This window comes from Anaerostipes sp. PC18, assembly GCF_039789045.1.
GTDB classification, from domain to species: Bacteria; Bacillota; Clostridia; order Lachnospirales; family Lachnospiraceae; genus Anaerostipes; species Anaerostipes hominis.
This window is the reverse complement of sequence record NZ_CP121164.1, coordinates 2,599,833-2,615,669: the sequence shown is the minus strand read 5'-3', so window position 1 is coordinate 2,615,669 and position 15,837 is coordinate 2,599,833. Positions and strand designations below refer to the sequence as shown.

Below are 15,837 nucleotides of genomic sequence, written 5' to 3'. Positions count from 1 at the left end.
ATATTCTATGGAGTGGCGGGTCCTGGTGTTTGCAAACGTTTCCTTTCTGGAAAGCTCCAGTTACACCGGACGGCCGCCGACAGAGGCGGACAGAAATGTGTTGAGAGGTTCATAAAGAAACTCCTGTTTGTTGTCGAAGCCTGCCCGATGACTCTTCTCACGATATGGAGGATCTGGGTGGAACATATGACAACGATCCTGTCTTTTTCCATGTAGGCATAGGAAATCGGCGGCTCAATGTGGCAGTACTGGACGATAGGGGTGCGGGAACTCTCGCTGAGTACAGCATATGCTTTTTATGCTTTGACCAACAGTTTTCATAGGAAATCCCCCTCTGAATATAAAATACCTGAGCGTTTTCTAAAAACATTCTATGAAAAAGAATGCTGTTAGAGACGCCCAGGCCACGATCTGACGAAAGTCAGCTGACGCATGAAGCCAGAAAACGTTATTTGTGGAAAATATACACGGTAACAGATTCCGCGTAAAATATTTTATCTTTGACGGTTCCTTTCAGAAGAACGCTGCGGTTCTTTTTCAAGTCCTTTAAGCTGCCTTTCCGGTAGCTGGTTTTTGTTCCCTGATCATAGGCATCACAGACGGTAATCTTCAGATCCTTTTTGTATTTTACTGTGATATGAATATTAGTGCTTTCAGCAATTTGTCCGCCGTTTTTCTTGTCATCATAAGTGTTGATCTTGCTGATCGTAAATGTTCCTTTTCCCAGACTAATGACAGTACCGTTCAGTTCTTTCTTTTCTTCGGAAGGTCCATCTGTCTTGACGCTCTCGCTGTCTGTATTGACAGGGTCGGACAGAACAATGATATCCGCATTCCTGTCGTTTTTAGAAAACCAGACAGAAACTTTGGAATGTTTTTTCACAGATTTCAGCTGAGATAAGCTGTATCGCTTATAGACAGTATTGATCTGATGAAAGCTGGTCTTCTCTTTTTCATAGCTTAAGTGGAAGATTTTTGTAGCAGGGGTGATATTTATGACAGAAGGATCGCCGAATGCCTCATCTGTGTCGCTGGTACAGCGGAGCTTTCTGTTACTTCCGGAAATAAAGTAACCAGTGTAATCAGGCTCTCTTTTTGGTATGTCCTCCCCGCCTATGACAGTACTTTTATAATGCACGAGGCCCAGGCGGTTCCCGAATTCCGCATAGGCGATCACACCCGCTCCGACAAACGAAAGGAATCCAAGGATGAGACTGATAAGATAGATCCGGTGAAGATCTTTCCTGCACAATGCCGTTAGAATATGGAAGCAGAGAATCCCCGCGGCAGCGCCGAGCACATTCAGGAGCAGGTCGTCAATGTCGGCAGATCCAAGATAAAAAACATATTGGCTGGTCTCAAAGAAGAGACTTAAAAGAGCCGACAGGAACAGAATCTTTCGCTTAGAAATTTTTGGGCTTTTCAACAGAGCAAGAAGATAACCAAAAGGAAGGAAAATCAGGCTGTTTCCCAAAAGATTTGATATGCTCCACAAAAAATTTCCGTTCCCTGCAATGCGGGAAAAATTAAGAAAGGTCTGAAAAGGAATAAGGTTGGATGAACGAAATCCCTTTTTTTCACCGGTCAAAAACTTTGGAAGAGCAGAGAGGTCCGTATCTTTTAACAGAACGATCTTTATCAAAATCAACAGATAAAATATAAATACTGCCCAGAAAAATCGTTTGAAATATTTGTTTGTTTTTGTTTGTCTTTGTTTGTTCATAGTGATCTCCTTTGCTATGTGTGGAGATCAGGCAAAACGGAATCATTCAGAACTGGTAATTTCAAGGTGCTGGATGAATTTCCCGTTGTTTGTATAGGAGTTTAAAATAATGTTAGGATAGGTTTCCAGTATCTTATGGACAATCATCAGCCCATTGCCCCGGCCCAGTCCTTTATCTGACAAGCCGGGCACTACGTCCTTCTCCCTCCGGACAGAGTTGGAGATGACAGCTTCATACATATCTTTATTTGAGACGAACCGGATGTCGATCTGTTTGTCCATGGTAAGAGCAGCTTCCTCCATGGCATTGTCGAGGAAAATTCCCAAAATGCGGATAAAGTCCAGAAAATCAATGTTATCTGTGATCAGACTTTCTTTAAAGACACCGTCGAACGACAGGCGGATGTCTAAGTGCTCCTGAAAGCCGGCAGAGATTTTATAATATAGAAAAGCTCTGAGCTGTTCATCGTCTGCCTGCTGCAGCTGGGCATATAAATCATTTTTCTTAAGCTCATCCTGAAAATAAGGATTGACGGTTTGTTTAAAATATTCTTTCAGAGGTTCATCATGGCTGTTCTCAATTAGATGGCCCAGTGTAAAAAGGATATTTTTCATATCATGCTTTAAATTTCTGATCTCGGTCAGATTTTTCTCCAGATCATTGCTGTACAAAAGCAGGTTTTCCTCATAGCGCCGTTTTGCGTCAATGGTAAAACGATATTTGGAAAACATAAGAAGGGTCGCCAGGATGATGATCTGAATCAGCATGACACAGAGCGTTATCGTATCAATACAATTCATGATCTGATTATAAAATTCAAGATAATTCGCCGTATAAAAAAGCGTCATGAACGTGGAAAGCTGATATTGAAAAATCAGAGCCAGTAAAAACAAACAAATGGTACATAGAATAAAATTGCGGGCGATCTTCGGATATGACTTTTCCAGCACTGAAATTTTGAAGAGATATTTCCCGAAAATTTTTTTTATCAGAAAGATAAACAGTGTGTCCAATAACACCACAGCAGCGGAAAGAAGGACAAAGATCCCTGCTTTGACCAGATATTCAGTCTGCAGTCCGTTTGCATAGCGGAAATAAAAATCTTTAAAAGAGTCATAAATGTTCCGAAGAAACATACGGTTTGCTACATACAGGATAAATGTGATCCATGAAAACAAAACTTTGCCTTTCTGAAGCTCTTTTCTGTAGTAGCCGATGCCGAAGATCAGAAAGAAGATCAGGAAATCTGAAAATCCTTCAATAAAGTACGTTTTCGACACGACCATGAAGATTACAGAAAATAGCAGCAGATAATCAGGGAGCCGAAAGCGCAGCAGATTTAAAATGGCGATAGACAGAACAGAAACAAGGCTCATCACGAAGTACTGCATAACCGTAGTACCAGTCATTGACAGTATTCTTGGAAACTGTGTGTACCATATCACCCACATGGCTGCAGGATAAAGCAGCCACATGATCTTTTTAGCTTTGTTTTCCATAGATGACTCCTTTTATTTCATTTCTCTGCCGGAAGGAACAGGGGACCGTATCCCCATTGATAAACTTGACCATTCCGTCAGAGAGACTGATCATATGGCACTTCTGGACAATAACGGAGCGGTGGCTCTTCATAAATCCCTCTCCTAAAGTCTCAAGTGCATGGTCGATCGTTTCACGGACTGTAATGGAAGAACCGTTCACTGTATGATAGCAGATACAGTGGGACTTCGTCTTGACTGCCTCCACATACAGGATATCGGCTTTGGGAAGTGACAGCTCCTCGTCGGTGCCGATTTTTAAAGTGACAGTTTCCGTATCCTTCTCAGATTCATCTGGAGGAAAGCTTTTTTGGGCCAGATAGATATACTGATAACAGCACTGGTTCATCTTCATAATGTCTGTGGTCTTTTCGATAAAGCCAAAAGGCTCCACTCCAGATTTCAGTACTTTAAGTGCCAGTTCATAGTGGTTCGTCACAAATACGATCTTTGAACCGGGAAAACTTTTTTTGACCTGTTTTGCAATATCAATTCCATTAAATTCATTGCTTCCAAAGTCCAGATCCAGAAAGAAAAGATATTCACCGGGATGTTTCTTTAAAAAAAGAAACAGTTCCTGATAGCCGGAGGCAACACATGCAATCCGGCCCTCAGAGATGGACTCTGATAAAATATGTTCTACCTGTTCTCTGATGATTTTTAAAATAAAAGGATCATCATCGCAGAGAATGATTTCTAACATAAAACTCCTTTCTAATTGCCTGATCTCTTTTGATTCCTATACAGGAACTACTATAAGAGAAGAAATCAAAAATGTCTTAAAAATATCCTGTGATACCGCGGACAGAACGTGAAGTTTTAAGAATTAATTACGTTCAGGACAAAAACCGCGCATTCGGGATGTTTGAAATATTTTCAAAAAGTAGTACAATAAAAAAATACTGTGGTATAAATAAATTATATGTGACCCGGCCGCAGGATGCAATCATCCAAAGAAAGGAAGTAAGATTTATGACAAAAATAGATATCATTTCAGGATTTTTAGGAGCAGGCAAGACAACGCTGATCAAGAAGCTTTTAAAAGAGGCTCTGGGACAGGAAAAGGTTGTCCTGATCGAAAATGAATTCGGTGAAATCGGCATCGACGGCGGATTTTTAAAAGAGGCCGGGATTCAGGTGACGGAGATGAATTCCGGATGTATCTGCTGTTCTCTGGTAGGAGACTTTGGAACAGCGCTCAGAGAAGTGGTTTCACAGTATGCTCCGGACCGCATCATCATCGAGCCGTCCGGCGTTGGGAAACTGTCCGATGTGATCAAAGCCGTGCAGAAGGAAACAGAGAACTGCTCTCTTACCCTAAACAGTTTTGTCACGGTGGCAGATGCGAAAAAGTGTAAAATGTATATGAAGAATTTCGGAGAATTTTACAATAATCAGGTGGAATACTCAGGCACCGTCATATTGAGCAGAACGGCACAGATGCCGGAAGAGAAACTCGGACAGGCAGTGGAATTGATCAGGGAGCATAATCAGAAAGCAGCCGTGATCACAACACCGTGGGAAGAACTTGACGGAGAGAAGATACTCGCCGTAATGGAGGAAGGAAACCAGCTGGAAATGGAACTTCTTGAAGAAGAGGAGATCTGTCCGGAATGCGGACACCACCACAGCCATGGGGAGGAACACCATCACCATGCCGATGAGGTGTTTACAAGCTGGGGAGCGGAAACACCGAAGAAATACGAAAAAGAAGCAATGGAGCAGATTTTGAAAGATTTATCGGGAACAGACTGTTATGGAACGATCCTGCGGGCAAAAGGCATCGTAGAAGGGCCGGATCATACATGGCTGCACTTTGACCTGGTACCGGGTGAGTATGAAGTCCGTGAGGGAGAAGCAGATTATACCGGAAGAATCTGTGTTATTGGCTCAGATCTGGACACGGAAAAGATCCAGGCTCTTTTTGGGCTTGAATAGGGAGGTAAAAACTATGGAAATGCCGGTTTACCTGATATGGGGATTTTTAGAGAGCGGCAAAACTTCTTTTATAAAAGATACTTTGAACCAGGAATATTTTGCAGACGGTGAGCGCACGATGATTCTTTCTTTTGAAGAAGGGGAGGAAGAATACGAAGAAAGCTTTCTCAGGGAAAGTAATTCTTTTGTCCTGCAGGTGGAGGATATAGAAGACTTTACTCCGGCCTTTGTGGAAAACTGTGAGAAGAATTATCATCCGGACCGTATTATGATCGAATACAATGGAATGTATCAGATCGAGGATGTCATGGACGTGATCGATGAGACGGATATGGAATTGTATCAGATCATTGTCACGGTGGATGCATCCACTGCAGAGCTGTATTTGAAAAATATGCGCTCACTGATGGTGGAAATGTTCAAGATGGCAGATATGGTTATTTTCAACCGCTGTACTGATGAAACCAATGCGTCTTCCTATAGAAGGAGTATTAAGGCAGTAAACCGAAGAGCGCAGGTAGGATTTGAACGGGCGGACGGAAAGGAATTTGAGCTGAATGAGATGCTCCCATACGATCCGGAGGCGGAGATCATCAGGGTGGAAGAAGATGATTTTGGGATCTGGTACATTGACGTTTTGGAACGGCCCAATGTCTATATGGGCAAAGTGGTGGAGCTTTCCAATGTGTTTGTCAGGAGGCCTCATGGAATCCCTGCCGGACTGATTCTGCCGGGCCGGTCTGCCATGACCTGCTGTGAGGACGATATTACATTTATCGGTTTCATCTGTCAAATGAATCATGTCAAGTCTTCTACGATCAAAAAAGTACAGGATGGTTCCTGGGCCGTGCTGACGGCAAAAATCAGTATGGAAAACCATAAAGCGTACGGAGGAAAGCAGGGCCCGGTTCTAAAGGCACTGCGCATAGAACAGGGAACACAGCCAAAAGATAAGCTGATCTGCTTTTAATCAGCACACTGTAAGAAACGGAGGCAAACGTCGGCCATTTGGCCCAAACGTTTGTCTCTGTTTTATTTGAGGCAGGATGATGCCCAATACAAGGTTTTTTTATCACGGCTCTTTTATTTATCTTTATACTGAAAATTAGAAAGACAAACTGAAAAGATAAAACAGGAGGGACTAGAATGAAAAGAAAAAGAGTTTGGCTGTTGATCATCATCCTTGCCGCGGTATTGTGGGTAAAAGGCGGATATTGTTTTCCTGAGGATATTCCATTTGGGGGCGCTGTTTTCAGAGAGGTATCAAATTTAAGACAGGTCTCAGATCAAAAGATCTACAGCAATTTTGTAATTCTGGCAGAACAAAAAACGGGTAAGATCCTGATGAATAAACAGGGAAACCAGAAAATATATCCTGCCTCTTTAACAAAGATTATGACGGTTCTGCTGGCTGTGGAATCTGTTTCAAATGACGACAGGGAAATCTTGCTGAGCCAGGATATTTTTCAGTCTCTGGCCCAAAGACATGCCTCGATGGCAGGATTTCTGCCGGGGGAGAAAGTGAAATTAAAAGATCTTTATTATGGAGCGATGCTGCCGTCAGGAGCGGAGTGCTGTCTCGGGCTGGCAAAGTATCTGGCAGGAAGTGAAGAAAAGTTTGCCGTGCTGATGAATCAGAAGGCAAAGGAGATCGGAATGAAACATACAAATTTTGTGAATTCAACCGGCCTGCATGACCCGCAGCATGTTTCAACAGCGGAAGATCTGATGATCCTTCTCCGGTACGCATTGGAAAACCCACGGTTCAGAAAGGTATTTGAGGCGATGCAGTACCGGACGGAAGCCACTCAAAAGCATCCTGAGGGACTTCTTCTGCGCAGTACCCTGACAGATTATAAAGACCAGCTGAAGCCAAAGAATGGAAGGTTTCTCGGCGGAAAGACAGGATATACAAAAGAAGCGGGACTCTGCCTGGCAAGCTGGGTCAAAATAAGCGGAAAGGAGTATATACTGGTGACTGCGGGTGCCAGAGGAGACCATCAGACCAGACCGTTCCACGTACTGGACGCGGAATCTATATATCAAGAATTATAGGAAGTCTGAACGGAAATGTATTTAAGCCAGGGGCGTATCCGGAATATATATGTGTCCGGAAATTATAAAGGTACAGGCATTTCATATGAACTGCGATTGAAACAGGTTCTGAGAATAGCGGGCTGCTTAAATTCAGTACTATAAAGAAAAAATATTGGCCATAGATGATCGTACAAGTGTTGTGATAAGAATTTGGCGTAGGCGTTCAATAATGAACGCCTATTTTTGTTGTTCTCAAATGTAAAGAACATTTATATTATGAAAAAGATAGTCACCGGTTAAAAGGATGATAAGCTTCCTATCTTCGGTGAAAATGTATAAAAAACAGAAAATAATTTGGAAAACAGTAACAAAATCTTTGAAAAGCAACATAAAATGCTTGAAATACAGAAAAAGTGATGATAAGATGAAACCATAACAAATGAAGAATGAAACATTTGTTTTCGGCCGAAACCAGTTAACAATGAGATTCATAATTTGGAGGAAAAGCGATGAAAGCATTAGCAAGATATGGAAAAGAATTTGGAGGATACAGAATGATTGATGTTCCGGAACCGGAATGTGGACCGGAGGATATTATCATCGAGGTGAAAGCCGCTGCAATTTGCGGTGCGGATATGAAACATTATAAGGTTGAAAATGGATCTGATCAATTCAATTCCATTCGCGGACATGAATTTGCCGGAGAGATTATTAAGATTGGTTCAGAGGTGAAAGATTGGAAAGTTGGACAGAGAATCGTATCTGACAATAGTGCCCATGTTTGTGGTGTATGTCCGGCGTGTGAGAATGGCGATTTCCTTTGTTGTGAAGAAAAAATAAATCTAGGTTTAGATAACAATACATGGGGTGGAGGTTTTTCGAAATATTGTAAGATTCCAGGAGAGATTTTGAGAATCCACAAACATGCAATATGGAAGATTCCAGAAGGTATTGAATATGAAGAAGCGGCAGTGCTTGACCCAATTTGTAATGCCTACAAAGCTATTGCACAGCAGGCGCATCTTCTTCCAGGACAGGATGTTGTAGTATTTGGAACAGGCCCGCTTGGCTTATTTTCCGTTCAGATTGCGCGCATTATGGGGGCGGTGAACATTGTAATGGTAGGCCTAGAGGAGGATACAAAGGTACGCTTTGGTGTTGCAAAAGAATTAGGCGCTACACATTGTGTGAATGGGTCCAGGGAAAACGTAGTAGAACGTTGTCAGGAAATCTGCGGTAAAGAGAACCTTGGACTGGTGATTGAATGCTCCGGCGCCAATATTGCACTTAAGCAGGCAATTGAAATGACAAGAGCAAATGCAGAGATTGTCCGCGTTGGTATGGGATTCAAACCGTTAGAGTTTTCTATTAACGACATTACATCCTGGAATAAGAGCATCATTGGACATATGGCATATGATTCTACTTCTTGGAGAAATGCGCTTCGCCTTCTGCAGTCAGGTGCTATCAAAGTAAAACCGATGATTACACACAGAATTGGACTTTCTGAGTGGGAAAAGGGATTCCAGGCTATGGCAGACAAGGAAGCAATCAAAGTAATTATTACTTATGATTATGAGGACTAATAGAGAAGCGTAACAAAGTATTTAAGGAAGAGGTTATGAAGAGAAAATTAATGATTGCGCCATCGGTAGGGTGCTGTGATTTGTTTCATGTGAAAGAACAGATGGAAATAATCAATCAACACTCAGACTTTTTGCATATGGATATCAAGGACGGAGTCTATGTGCCAAGTTATGGAATCGGACCGGATTATCTGGATTACTTAAACCGGCACATAGATCAGCTAAAGCCGATGGATGCGCATCTGATGGTAAAGCGTCCACAGCAGTATCTGGAGGTATTTGCCAGGGCGGGCGCGACATACATTACACCTCACACAGATTGTATCGAAGGAGATGCGTTTGTGACAATTCATAAGATTAAAGCGTTGGGCTGCAAATCCGGTGTTGCACTTAGCCCGTCTGTTCCGTTGTCAACAATTGAATATTATCTCCCGCTATTGGATAAGGTGACAATTATGATTGTGGATCCTGGTATCGCTGGACAACCAGTTGACTCTCAGATGTATGTTAAGATCAAGCGACTGGCGCAGATGCGAAAGGAACGAGGCCTCCACTTCCTGATTGAGGCAGATGGGTCCATGAACAAAAGTTTATACCGGCCGTTATATGAGGCAGGGACGGATCTTGTAGTGATGGGACCTCCGGCGCTTTGGAATAATGACAAAGATTTTAAAAAGGCGTGGGATATTATGGAAGAAGATCTCGAGAGGGAGCTCAGGGACGCCGGATGTGACGAAGAAATTTTGTAGTCACGAAGAGATGCTATATGAAAAAGCTGATATTTTACCGAAAGGAAATAGAATATGAATAAAAAGAATGCAAATATTGGAGCAAGGCTGGATCGTCTGCCTAACTCATCATGGCATATTAAAATGTGGCTGGTAACAGCCTTTGCACTGCTGGTTTGCTGGTCAAACGGTATCGGCGGCGCAGTACAAAACATCCTGTTAAATGAGATTCATTGGCTGGAGCCGGGTTCCAGACTGCTTGCCATGTGGGGAACCATTTATACGGCGGGGCAGTTATTTGGAGCATTAATCGGGGGCCCGATCGGAGATAAGATTGGACGTAAGAAATCTATTCTTTTATATGAAATAGTACATATTATCGCAATGATCGGAGGCGCGCTGTCACCAAATGTATACGTACTCTATGTGTTCAGACTGATTCAGGGTCTCGGACTGGGAGCGTTGTTAGTTGTTTTATTTGCCGGATTCACAGAGTATGTACCTGGAAGAAACCGTGGTACATGGTCAAGCCGTACTTCCTTTATTGGAAACTGGGCGCACCCTGTCTGTAATGGTATCGCGCTGCTTGTCGGTTCTATTGTGGCAAGTTATGCGTTGAACTGGAGAATTCAGTTTATGATTCCATCTGTACTTTCTATCATCGCAAGTATCCTAGTGTATAAGAAGTTTCCGGAATCACCAAGATGGCTGGAATCACAGGGGAGAGTAGAGGAGGCAGATGAAATTGTAACAAAGATTGAAAAAGAGATTGAAGCAGCGACAGGCAAACCGCTCCCGGAAGTGACAGAGGGACCAAAGCCGGTCAAACAACTTCCGTATTCGGCATTATTTAAAGGAAAGCTTTTAAGAAGAACGATTGTAGGTTCACTTGTACTGATTGGTATGAATACCATTCAATATACATTGATGAACTGGATGCCGTCCATGCTTTCCTCTATGGGATTTGATACATCACAGTCACAGTTTATGACAATGTTTGGCCTTTTTGGAGCACCCTTTGGAATATTCATTGCGTCATTAATTATGGATAAGATTCCAAGAAAGGCAATGGGAGTTGCACTGCTGGCAATTATGGCTGTATTCGGAATTATTACAGGGCAGCAGTCTTCAATGAGCGGGCTGATCATTTGGACATTCCTGCTTAACACAGCAATTTATATGTATGTATGTTATGCTTCCGCAGTATATGTGCCGGAGATGTGGCCGACATCTGCAAAGCTTTCTGGATCTGGTTTTAGTAATGCCATGGGACGTGTGAGTAACATTTTCTTCCCCTTCCTTGTAACATATGTTGCCAGTACAATCGGAGCAAATGGTGTGTTCGTTCTCATCTCCATTGTTGCGGTAATCATTGCTGTAGCTATCTTGTTCCTCGGCATTGAGACGAGAGGAGAATCGGTAGAAGATATCGGAAACGTTGACTGACAGACAGATGAAGGAGGTTCTATTATGCAGAATTCAGAAGCAATTTTAGTGACACCGAAACAATTTGAGATTCAGGAGTGCCCGATGCCCGAGCCGAAAGAAAATGAGATTTTGATGAAGGTGGAATATGTGGGAATGTGCGGGTCAGACATTCATGGATTTGAATTCGGACCGTTTATCCCACCGAAGGATCCAAATCAGAAAATCGGACTTGGACATGAGGTGGCTGGTGAAGTCGTGGGCGTTGGTGCAAAAGTTACGAAGTTTAAAGTGGGAGATAAAGTGCTGATTGAGCCCGGAGTGCCGGATGATACATGTGAATATTGCAGAACCGGCCGTTACAATATCTGCCCGAAGGTTGATTTTATGGCGACACAACCTAACTATAAAGGGGCGCTGACACAGTACATGACTCATCCGGAAGAATGGACTTATCATATTCCGGAGGAGATGTCTACATTGGAAGGCGCTCTGGTAGAACCGGCGGCAGTCGGTATGCACGCGGCAATTTTAGGAGGTGCACAGACTGGAAAAAGCGTTGTGATTCTCGGGGGCGGAGCAATCGGACTTATGGTACTTCAGGCCTGCTTAAGTCTGGGTGTTACAGATATCACTGTAGTAGATGTGATTCAAAAACGTCTTGACCTTGCTAAAAGGCTTGGCGCCAAGAGAGTTATAAACGGGAAAGAGGAAGATACCGTTGCGGCAATTCGATCAAAGGAATTATACGGAGATCATGGTGTGGATTTGGTGTTTGAGGCAGCAGGCTCTGCATTTACAACCAATCAGGCGGTACAAATGGTAGCGCGTGGCGGGAAAATTATGATGGTTGGAACACAGTCCCAGCCGGTTCCGATTGACTTTTTAAAAATTAACCGGGAAGTGACAATTCAGACTTCCTTTCGGTACTGTAACAATTTCCCGCAGACTATCGAAGCGATTGCAACCGGGAAGTTTAATGTAAAAGATATGGTAACAAATATTTACGAATATAAAGACGTTCAAAAGGCATTTATGGAAGCCATCGACCCGGTGAGAAAAGCCGATATAGTAAAAGGTGTTGTGAAAATTTCTGAATAAGAAAAGGAGAAGAATATGATTTCAGATATCAGATATTGGGAAAAAAAAGCAAAAGGAGGACATTATGCAATTCCTCATTTTAATGTATGGAATGCGGAGATGCTGATGGGAGTAATTGACGCGGCAGAAGAGCTCCGTGCGCCGATTATTATTTCTTTCGGTACAGGGTTTGTTGGAAATACTTCCTTCGAAGACTTCTGCTATATGATGGAATCTATGGCAAAAAATGCAACAATTCCTGTGATTATGCATTGGGATCACGGCCGCAATATGACGATCCTTCAGAATGCGGTGAACCATTGCATGAATTCTGTAATGCGCGATGCGTCTGCTCTTCCATATGAGGAGAATGTGGCGGAGATTAAAAGATGTGTAGATTATTTCCATGCATATAACATTCCGGTGGAGGCAGAACTTGGACACGTAGGAAATGAGACTGTCTACGAAGAGGCATTGTCAGATTATCATTATACTGACCCGAAGAGGGCAAAAGATTTTGTGGAGAGAACAGGATGTGATTCTCTGGCAGTTGCCATTGGAAACGTGCATGGGGTATATACCTCCGAACCGGAACTTGCATTTGATATTCTGGAAGAGGTTGCCAAAGCAGTAGATGTGCCGCTTGTACTTCATGGCGCTTCAGGTATTGGAGACGAGGATATCAAAAAGGCAATTTCACTCGGTATTTCTAAAATAAATATTCACACAGAACTCTGTCAGGCAGCGATGGAGGCAGTCAATGCACATAAGGATGAGCCATTCCTGGCAGTTCAGCGTGAAGTGAGAAAAGCAGTTAAAGAACGTGCAATGTATAAGATTAAACTGTTTGGTGACGACGGAAGGGCTGATGAATAAAGTGGATAAGAAACTAGACGTAATTATTATTGGCGCAGCGCTTGTAGACCTGCCCCTCAGGCCGGTGGGGAAGGAAGTATTTGATGTAGTATCTTATCCGGTGGACGGGATTAAGATGACCATCGGGGGCGATGCGATCAATGAAGCGACAATTATCACTCGATTAGGACATAAGGTGGGACTGATGAGCTGTGTTGGGGTAGACCTGCCGGGGTGGTTTGTCATGGATCACTGTAAGACAAACGGTATTGATACAACCTATATCAAGCAGGATCCGACCAAAGATACCTCTATTAACGTAGGGCTTGTAGCGGAAGACGGAGAAAGAACATTTATTACAAATCGGCAGGGAAGCTTATGGAAATTCTGCTATGAAGATCTGGATATGTCTGCATTAAAGGACGCAAAGATTCTTTCATTTGCAAGTATTTTCAATAATCCCTTATTTGACAACAAGGCGCTTGTCTCAGTCTTTTCAAAGGCAAAGAAGGAAGGAATGACAATTTGTGCGGATATGGTGATGCCGAAGGTGAATGAAACCTTAAATGACATTCGCGAGGCACTGAGCTATGTAGATTACTTCTTCCCCAATTTTGAAGAGGCAAGTGAGATGACGGGAGCGGTCAAGGAAAACGAAGTAGCCGATATCCTGTATGGATGCGGTGTTAAAAACGTTGTTATGAAGATAGGAAAGCGGGGATGTTATATTCGCAATTCAGAAGGGTCTGTGATTGTTCCGGCGGCCAAGGGAGTGACGGCGATTGATACAATCGGAGCAGGAGATAATTTTGCATCTGGATTTATCACAGCGTTGCTGGAGGGCAAGACGCTTCGGGAATGTGCCGCCTATGCAAACTGCACTGCAGCGGTTTCGGTCCAATATGTTGGCGCCACCGGCGGAGTAAAGGACAGAGCGATTGTGGAAGAAATGTTTACAAGGTATCGTAAAGATTATGGAGCGTAGTACATGCAGTATTGTGTGCAGGGGCTCTATAGACAAGAAAGGAACAAAAAAGTATGAAAACAATGAAGCTTGGTAAGACAGGAATTGATATTTCAAGGATCGGTCTCGGAACATGGTCAATCGGCGGAGGCTCGGCATGGGGCGGAGACCACGATATTCAGGTTGTGGTGGACACTATCAAAGAGGCTCCCAAGGCTGGTGTAAATCTGATTGATACCGCACCGGGATATAACTTCGGCAACAGCGAGAAAATCCTCGGAAAAGCTTTGGAAGGAATGAACCGGAATGAAGTAGTCGTTATTACAAAATGTGGTGTCACATGGGATCAGGAGATGAAAGGCGACCTTTTTAACAAGGTAAACGGAGTTCAGCTTTACAAGAACTTAAACAGTGCGTCTGTAAAGAAAGAAATTGAAGCATCTTTGGAACGTCTGGGAACAGATTATGTGGATGTTTATATGACACACTGGCAGGCAATAGAAGGAAGCGAATATTACGTGCCGATTCAAAAGACCATGGATGTGTTAAATGAATTGAAGGCACAGGGAAAGATTAAAGCAATCGGTGCAGCCAATGTGGATATCCGCCATATCGAAGAATACCTGAAATGGGGGCAGCTTGATATTGTGCAGGCAAAATACTCAATTCTTGACCGTGGTATTGAAGAAGAAATCATTCCTTGCTGCCGTGAAAATGGAGTGACGATTCAGGCGTATTCACCACTTGAGATGGGACTGCTCTCAGGGACAATGCCGAGAGATTACCAGCCAGTAGGCGCACAGATTCCGAAGAAATGGTTCCAGCCGGATCACATGCAGGATGCCATGGACATGATGGATGAGTGGAGACCGCTCTGTGAAAAATACAACTGCACTATCGCGAATCTGGCACTTAGCTGGATTCTTGCACAGGGAGACTTCTTGAATCTGCTGAGCGGATCTACAACTGTGGAGCAGATTCAAGAAAATGTAAAATCAGCAGAGTTAGAATTAGATCCAAAAGATGTACAGATTATGCGTGATATGGCAGAGAAAATTGATAAATAAAGAAAATAGCAAGTAATACTCCTTTAAATGTTGAAATTAAAAGAGTAATCTTTGATTTCAACATAAGATGTGATATAATTATTTCCAAGTGAAATAGCGGAGATGGTATAGAGAAGGGGAGTGAGTTAGTGGCAGCAAAGGATAGGCTTGAATTGATCAAAAAAATGATTCAGACAGAAAAAAAGGTGATTGTGTCCGAATTGAGTACATCATTTGGCGTGACGGAGGAGACGATCAGACGCGACTTGGAAAAATTAGAGAACAAAGGGGTTTTGAACCGCACCTTTGGCGGTGCAGTTCTGAATGTTGAAAATCAACGAGAAGGCATTCATTTTTATCAAAGAGCGGGAATCCATATAGAAGAGAAACGGAGGATGGCAACAGTATTTGAACCGATTTTAAGAGGTAAAAGTACGATTGCCGCAGATGCGAGCACCTCTGTGATGGAAGTTGTCAAAAGGGTGAAGAACAGCCGTGATATTACGATACTTACAACTTCAACAGCCATGCCGGCAGAGCTGGCAAGCACTGATATCAACATCATTTTAACCGGCGGAGTCTTTAACCGCAGTACCTTGTCTTTGCAGGGAAAGACAGCAAGAGAAAATATTCGCAATTATCATGTGGATATTCTGTTAATCAGCTGTAAGGGAATTGACATAGAAAAGGGTGTGATGGATTCTAAAGAGACGGAAGCGGAAGCAAAGAAGGTTATGATTAAACAGGCAAATGAGGTCGCGCTTTTCGTGGATCACTCCAAATTTGATAAAACGGCTTTTGCGCATTTGGCGTCATGGGATCAGATTGATTATCTGGTTACCGATCGCAGACCAGACGACAGATGGGCGGAATTTTGCAAAGAGAACGATATCAAGCTTATATATTAGAAAGAAGC

The 15,837-nt window shown here is 43.0% G+C and carries 15 protein-coding genes; 11 read left to right on the top strand and 4 right to left on the bottom strand.

All coding sequences use genetic code 11. From position 1 onward, the window contains the following. Positions 1-5 precede the first annotated feature (5 nt). From P8F77_RS14140 to P8F77_RS14125, 4 genes are all read right to left on the bottom strand, one after another. Positions 6-239 (bottom strand): hypothetical protein, encoded by a 234-nt coding sequence (locus tag P8F77_RS14140; RefSeq protein ID WP_287517352.1) that lies wholly within the window; start codon positions 237-239, stop codon positions 6-8. Between the two features lie 209 nt (positions 240-448). Next, positions 449-1,723, bottom strand: a complete 1,275-nt coding sequence (locus P8F77_RS14135; protein ID WP_270430216.1) for a VanZ family protein — start codon at positions 1,721-1,723, stop codon at positions 449-451. Between the two features lie 42 nt (positions 1,724-1,765). After that, the gene (locus tag P8F77_RS14130; RefSeq protein ID WP_287517271.1) at positions 1,766-3,223 is read right to left on the bottom strand and encodes a GHKL domain-containing protein; all 1,458 of its coding nucleotides are present in this window, start codon (positions 3,221-3,223) and stop codon (positions 1,766-1,768) included. Then, positions 3,207-3,965 carry a LytTR family DNA-binding domain-containing protein gene (locus P8F77_RS14125; RefSeq protein ID WP_024726684.1) on the bottom strand — a complete coding sequence of 253 codons (759 nt, stop codon included), beginning with the start codon at positions 3,963-3,965 and terminating at the stop codon, positions 3,207-3,209. Before P8F77_RS14125 ends, P8F77_RS14130 begins: the two co-directional genes overlap by 17 nt. Before the next feature lie 269 nt (positions 3,966-4,234). On the opposite strand from P8F77_RS14125, the gene P8F77_RS14120 reads away from it, so the two are divergent. From P8F77_RS14120 to P8F77_RS14070, 11 genes are all read left to right on the top strand, one after another. Next, a complete protein-coding gene (locus P8F77_RS14120; protein ID WP_024726685.1) occupies positions 4,235-5,200 on the top strand; it encodes a GTP-binding protein in 966 nt (321 codons plus the stop codon). Positions 5,201-5,213: 13 nt separating this feature from the next. Beyond that, entirely contained in the window at positions 5,214-6,170 is a 957-nt protein-coding gene (locus P8F77_RS14115) for a GTP-binding protein (RefSeq protein ID WP_270430218.1), read from the top strand. Between the two features lie 176 nt (positions 6,171-6,346). After that, positions 6,347-7,255: a D-alanyl-D-alanine carboxypeptidase gene (locus P8F77_RS14110; protein WP_287517272.1), complete on the top strand. Its 909-nt coding sequence runs from the start codon at positions 6,347-6,349 to the stop codon at positions 7,253-7,255. Positions 7,256-7,746: 491 nt separating this feature from the next. Next, positions 7,747-8,823 (top strand): zinc-binding dehydrogenase, encoded by a 1,077-nt coding sequence (locus P8F77_RS14105; protein WP_024726688.1) that lies wholly within the window; start codon positions 7,747-7,749, stop codon positions 8,821-8,823. Positions 8,824-8,858: 35 nt separating this feature from the next. After that, the gene (locus tag P8F77_RS14100; RefSeq protein WP_287517273.1) at positions 8,859-9,572 is read left to right on the top strand and encodes a ribulose phosphate epimerase; all 714 of its coding nucleotides are present in this window, start codon (positions 8,859-8,861) and stop codon (positions 9,570-9,572) included. A 54-nt stretch (positions 9,573-9,626) separates the two neighbouring features. Further along, positions 9,627-10,997: an MFS transporter gene (locus tag P8F77_RS14095; protein ID WP_024726690.1), complete on the top strand. Its 1,371-nt coding sequence runs from the start codon at positions 9,627-9,629 to the stop codon at positions 10,995-10,997. A gap of 24 nt (positions 10,998-11,021) precedes the next feature. Beyond that, on the top strand, positions 11,022-12,077 hold the full coding sequence (locus P8F77_RS14090) for an NAD(P)-dependent alcohol dehydrogenase (protein ID WP_024726691.1): 1,056 nt from the start codon (positions 11,022-11,024) through the stop codon (positions 12,075-12,077). A 15-nt stretch (positions 12,078-12,092) separates the two neighbouring features. Beyond that, positions 12,093-12,932: a class II fructose-bisphosphate aldolase gene (locus P8F77_RS14085; RefSeq protein WP_024726692.1), complete on the top strand. Its 840-nt coding sequence runs from the start codon at positions 12,093-12,095 to the stop codon at positions 12,930-12,932. Next, positions 12,925-13,896, top strand: coding sequence for a sugar kinase (locus P8F77_RS14080; protein WP_148458726.1), 972 nt, complete (start codon positions 12,925-12,927; stop codon positions 13,894-13,896). The genes P8F77_RS14085 and P8F77_RS14080 overlap by 8 nt, the downstream gene beginning before the upstream one ends. Before the next feature lie 53 nt (positions 13,897-13,949). Next, positions 13,950-14,942 (top strand): aldo/keto reductase, encoded by a 993-nt coding sequence (locus tag P8F77_RS14075; RefSeq protein ID WP_024726694.1) that lies wholly within the window; start codon positions 13,950-13,952, stop codon positions 14,940-14,942. Between the two features lie 164 nt (positions 14,943-15,106). Continuing rightward, a complete protein-coding gene (locus P8F77_RS14070) occupies positions 15,107-15,829 on the top strand; it encodes a DeoR/GlpR family DNA-binding transcription regulator (protein ID WP_207727503.1) in 723 nt (240 codons plus the stop codon). The last annotated feature ends 8 nt before the right edge of the window (positions 15,830-15,837 follow it).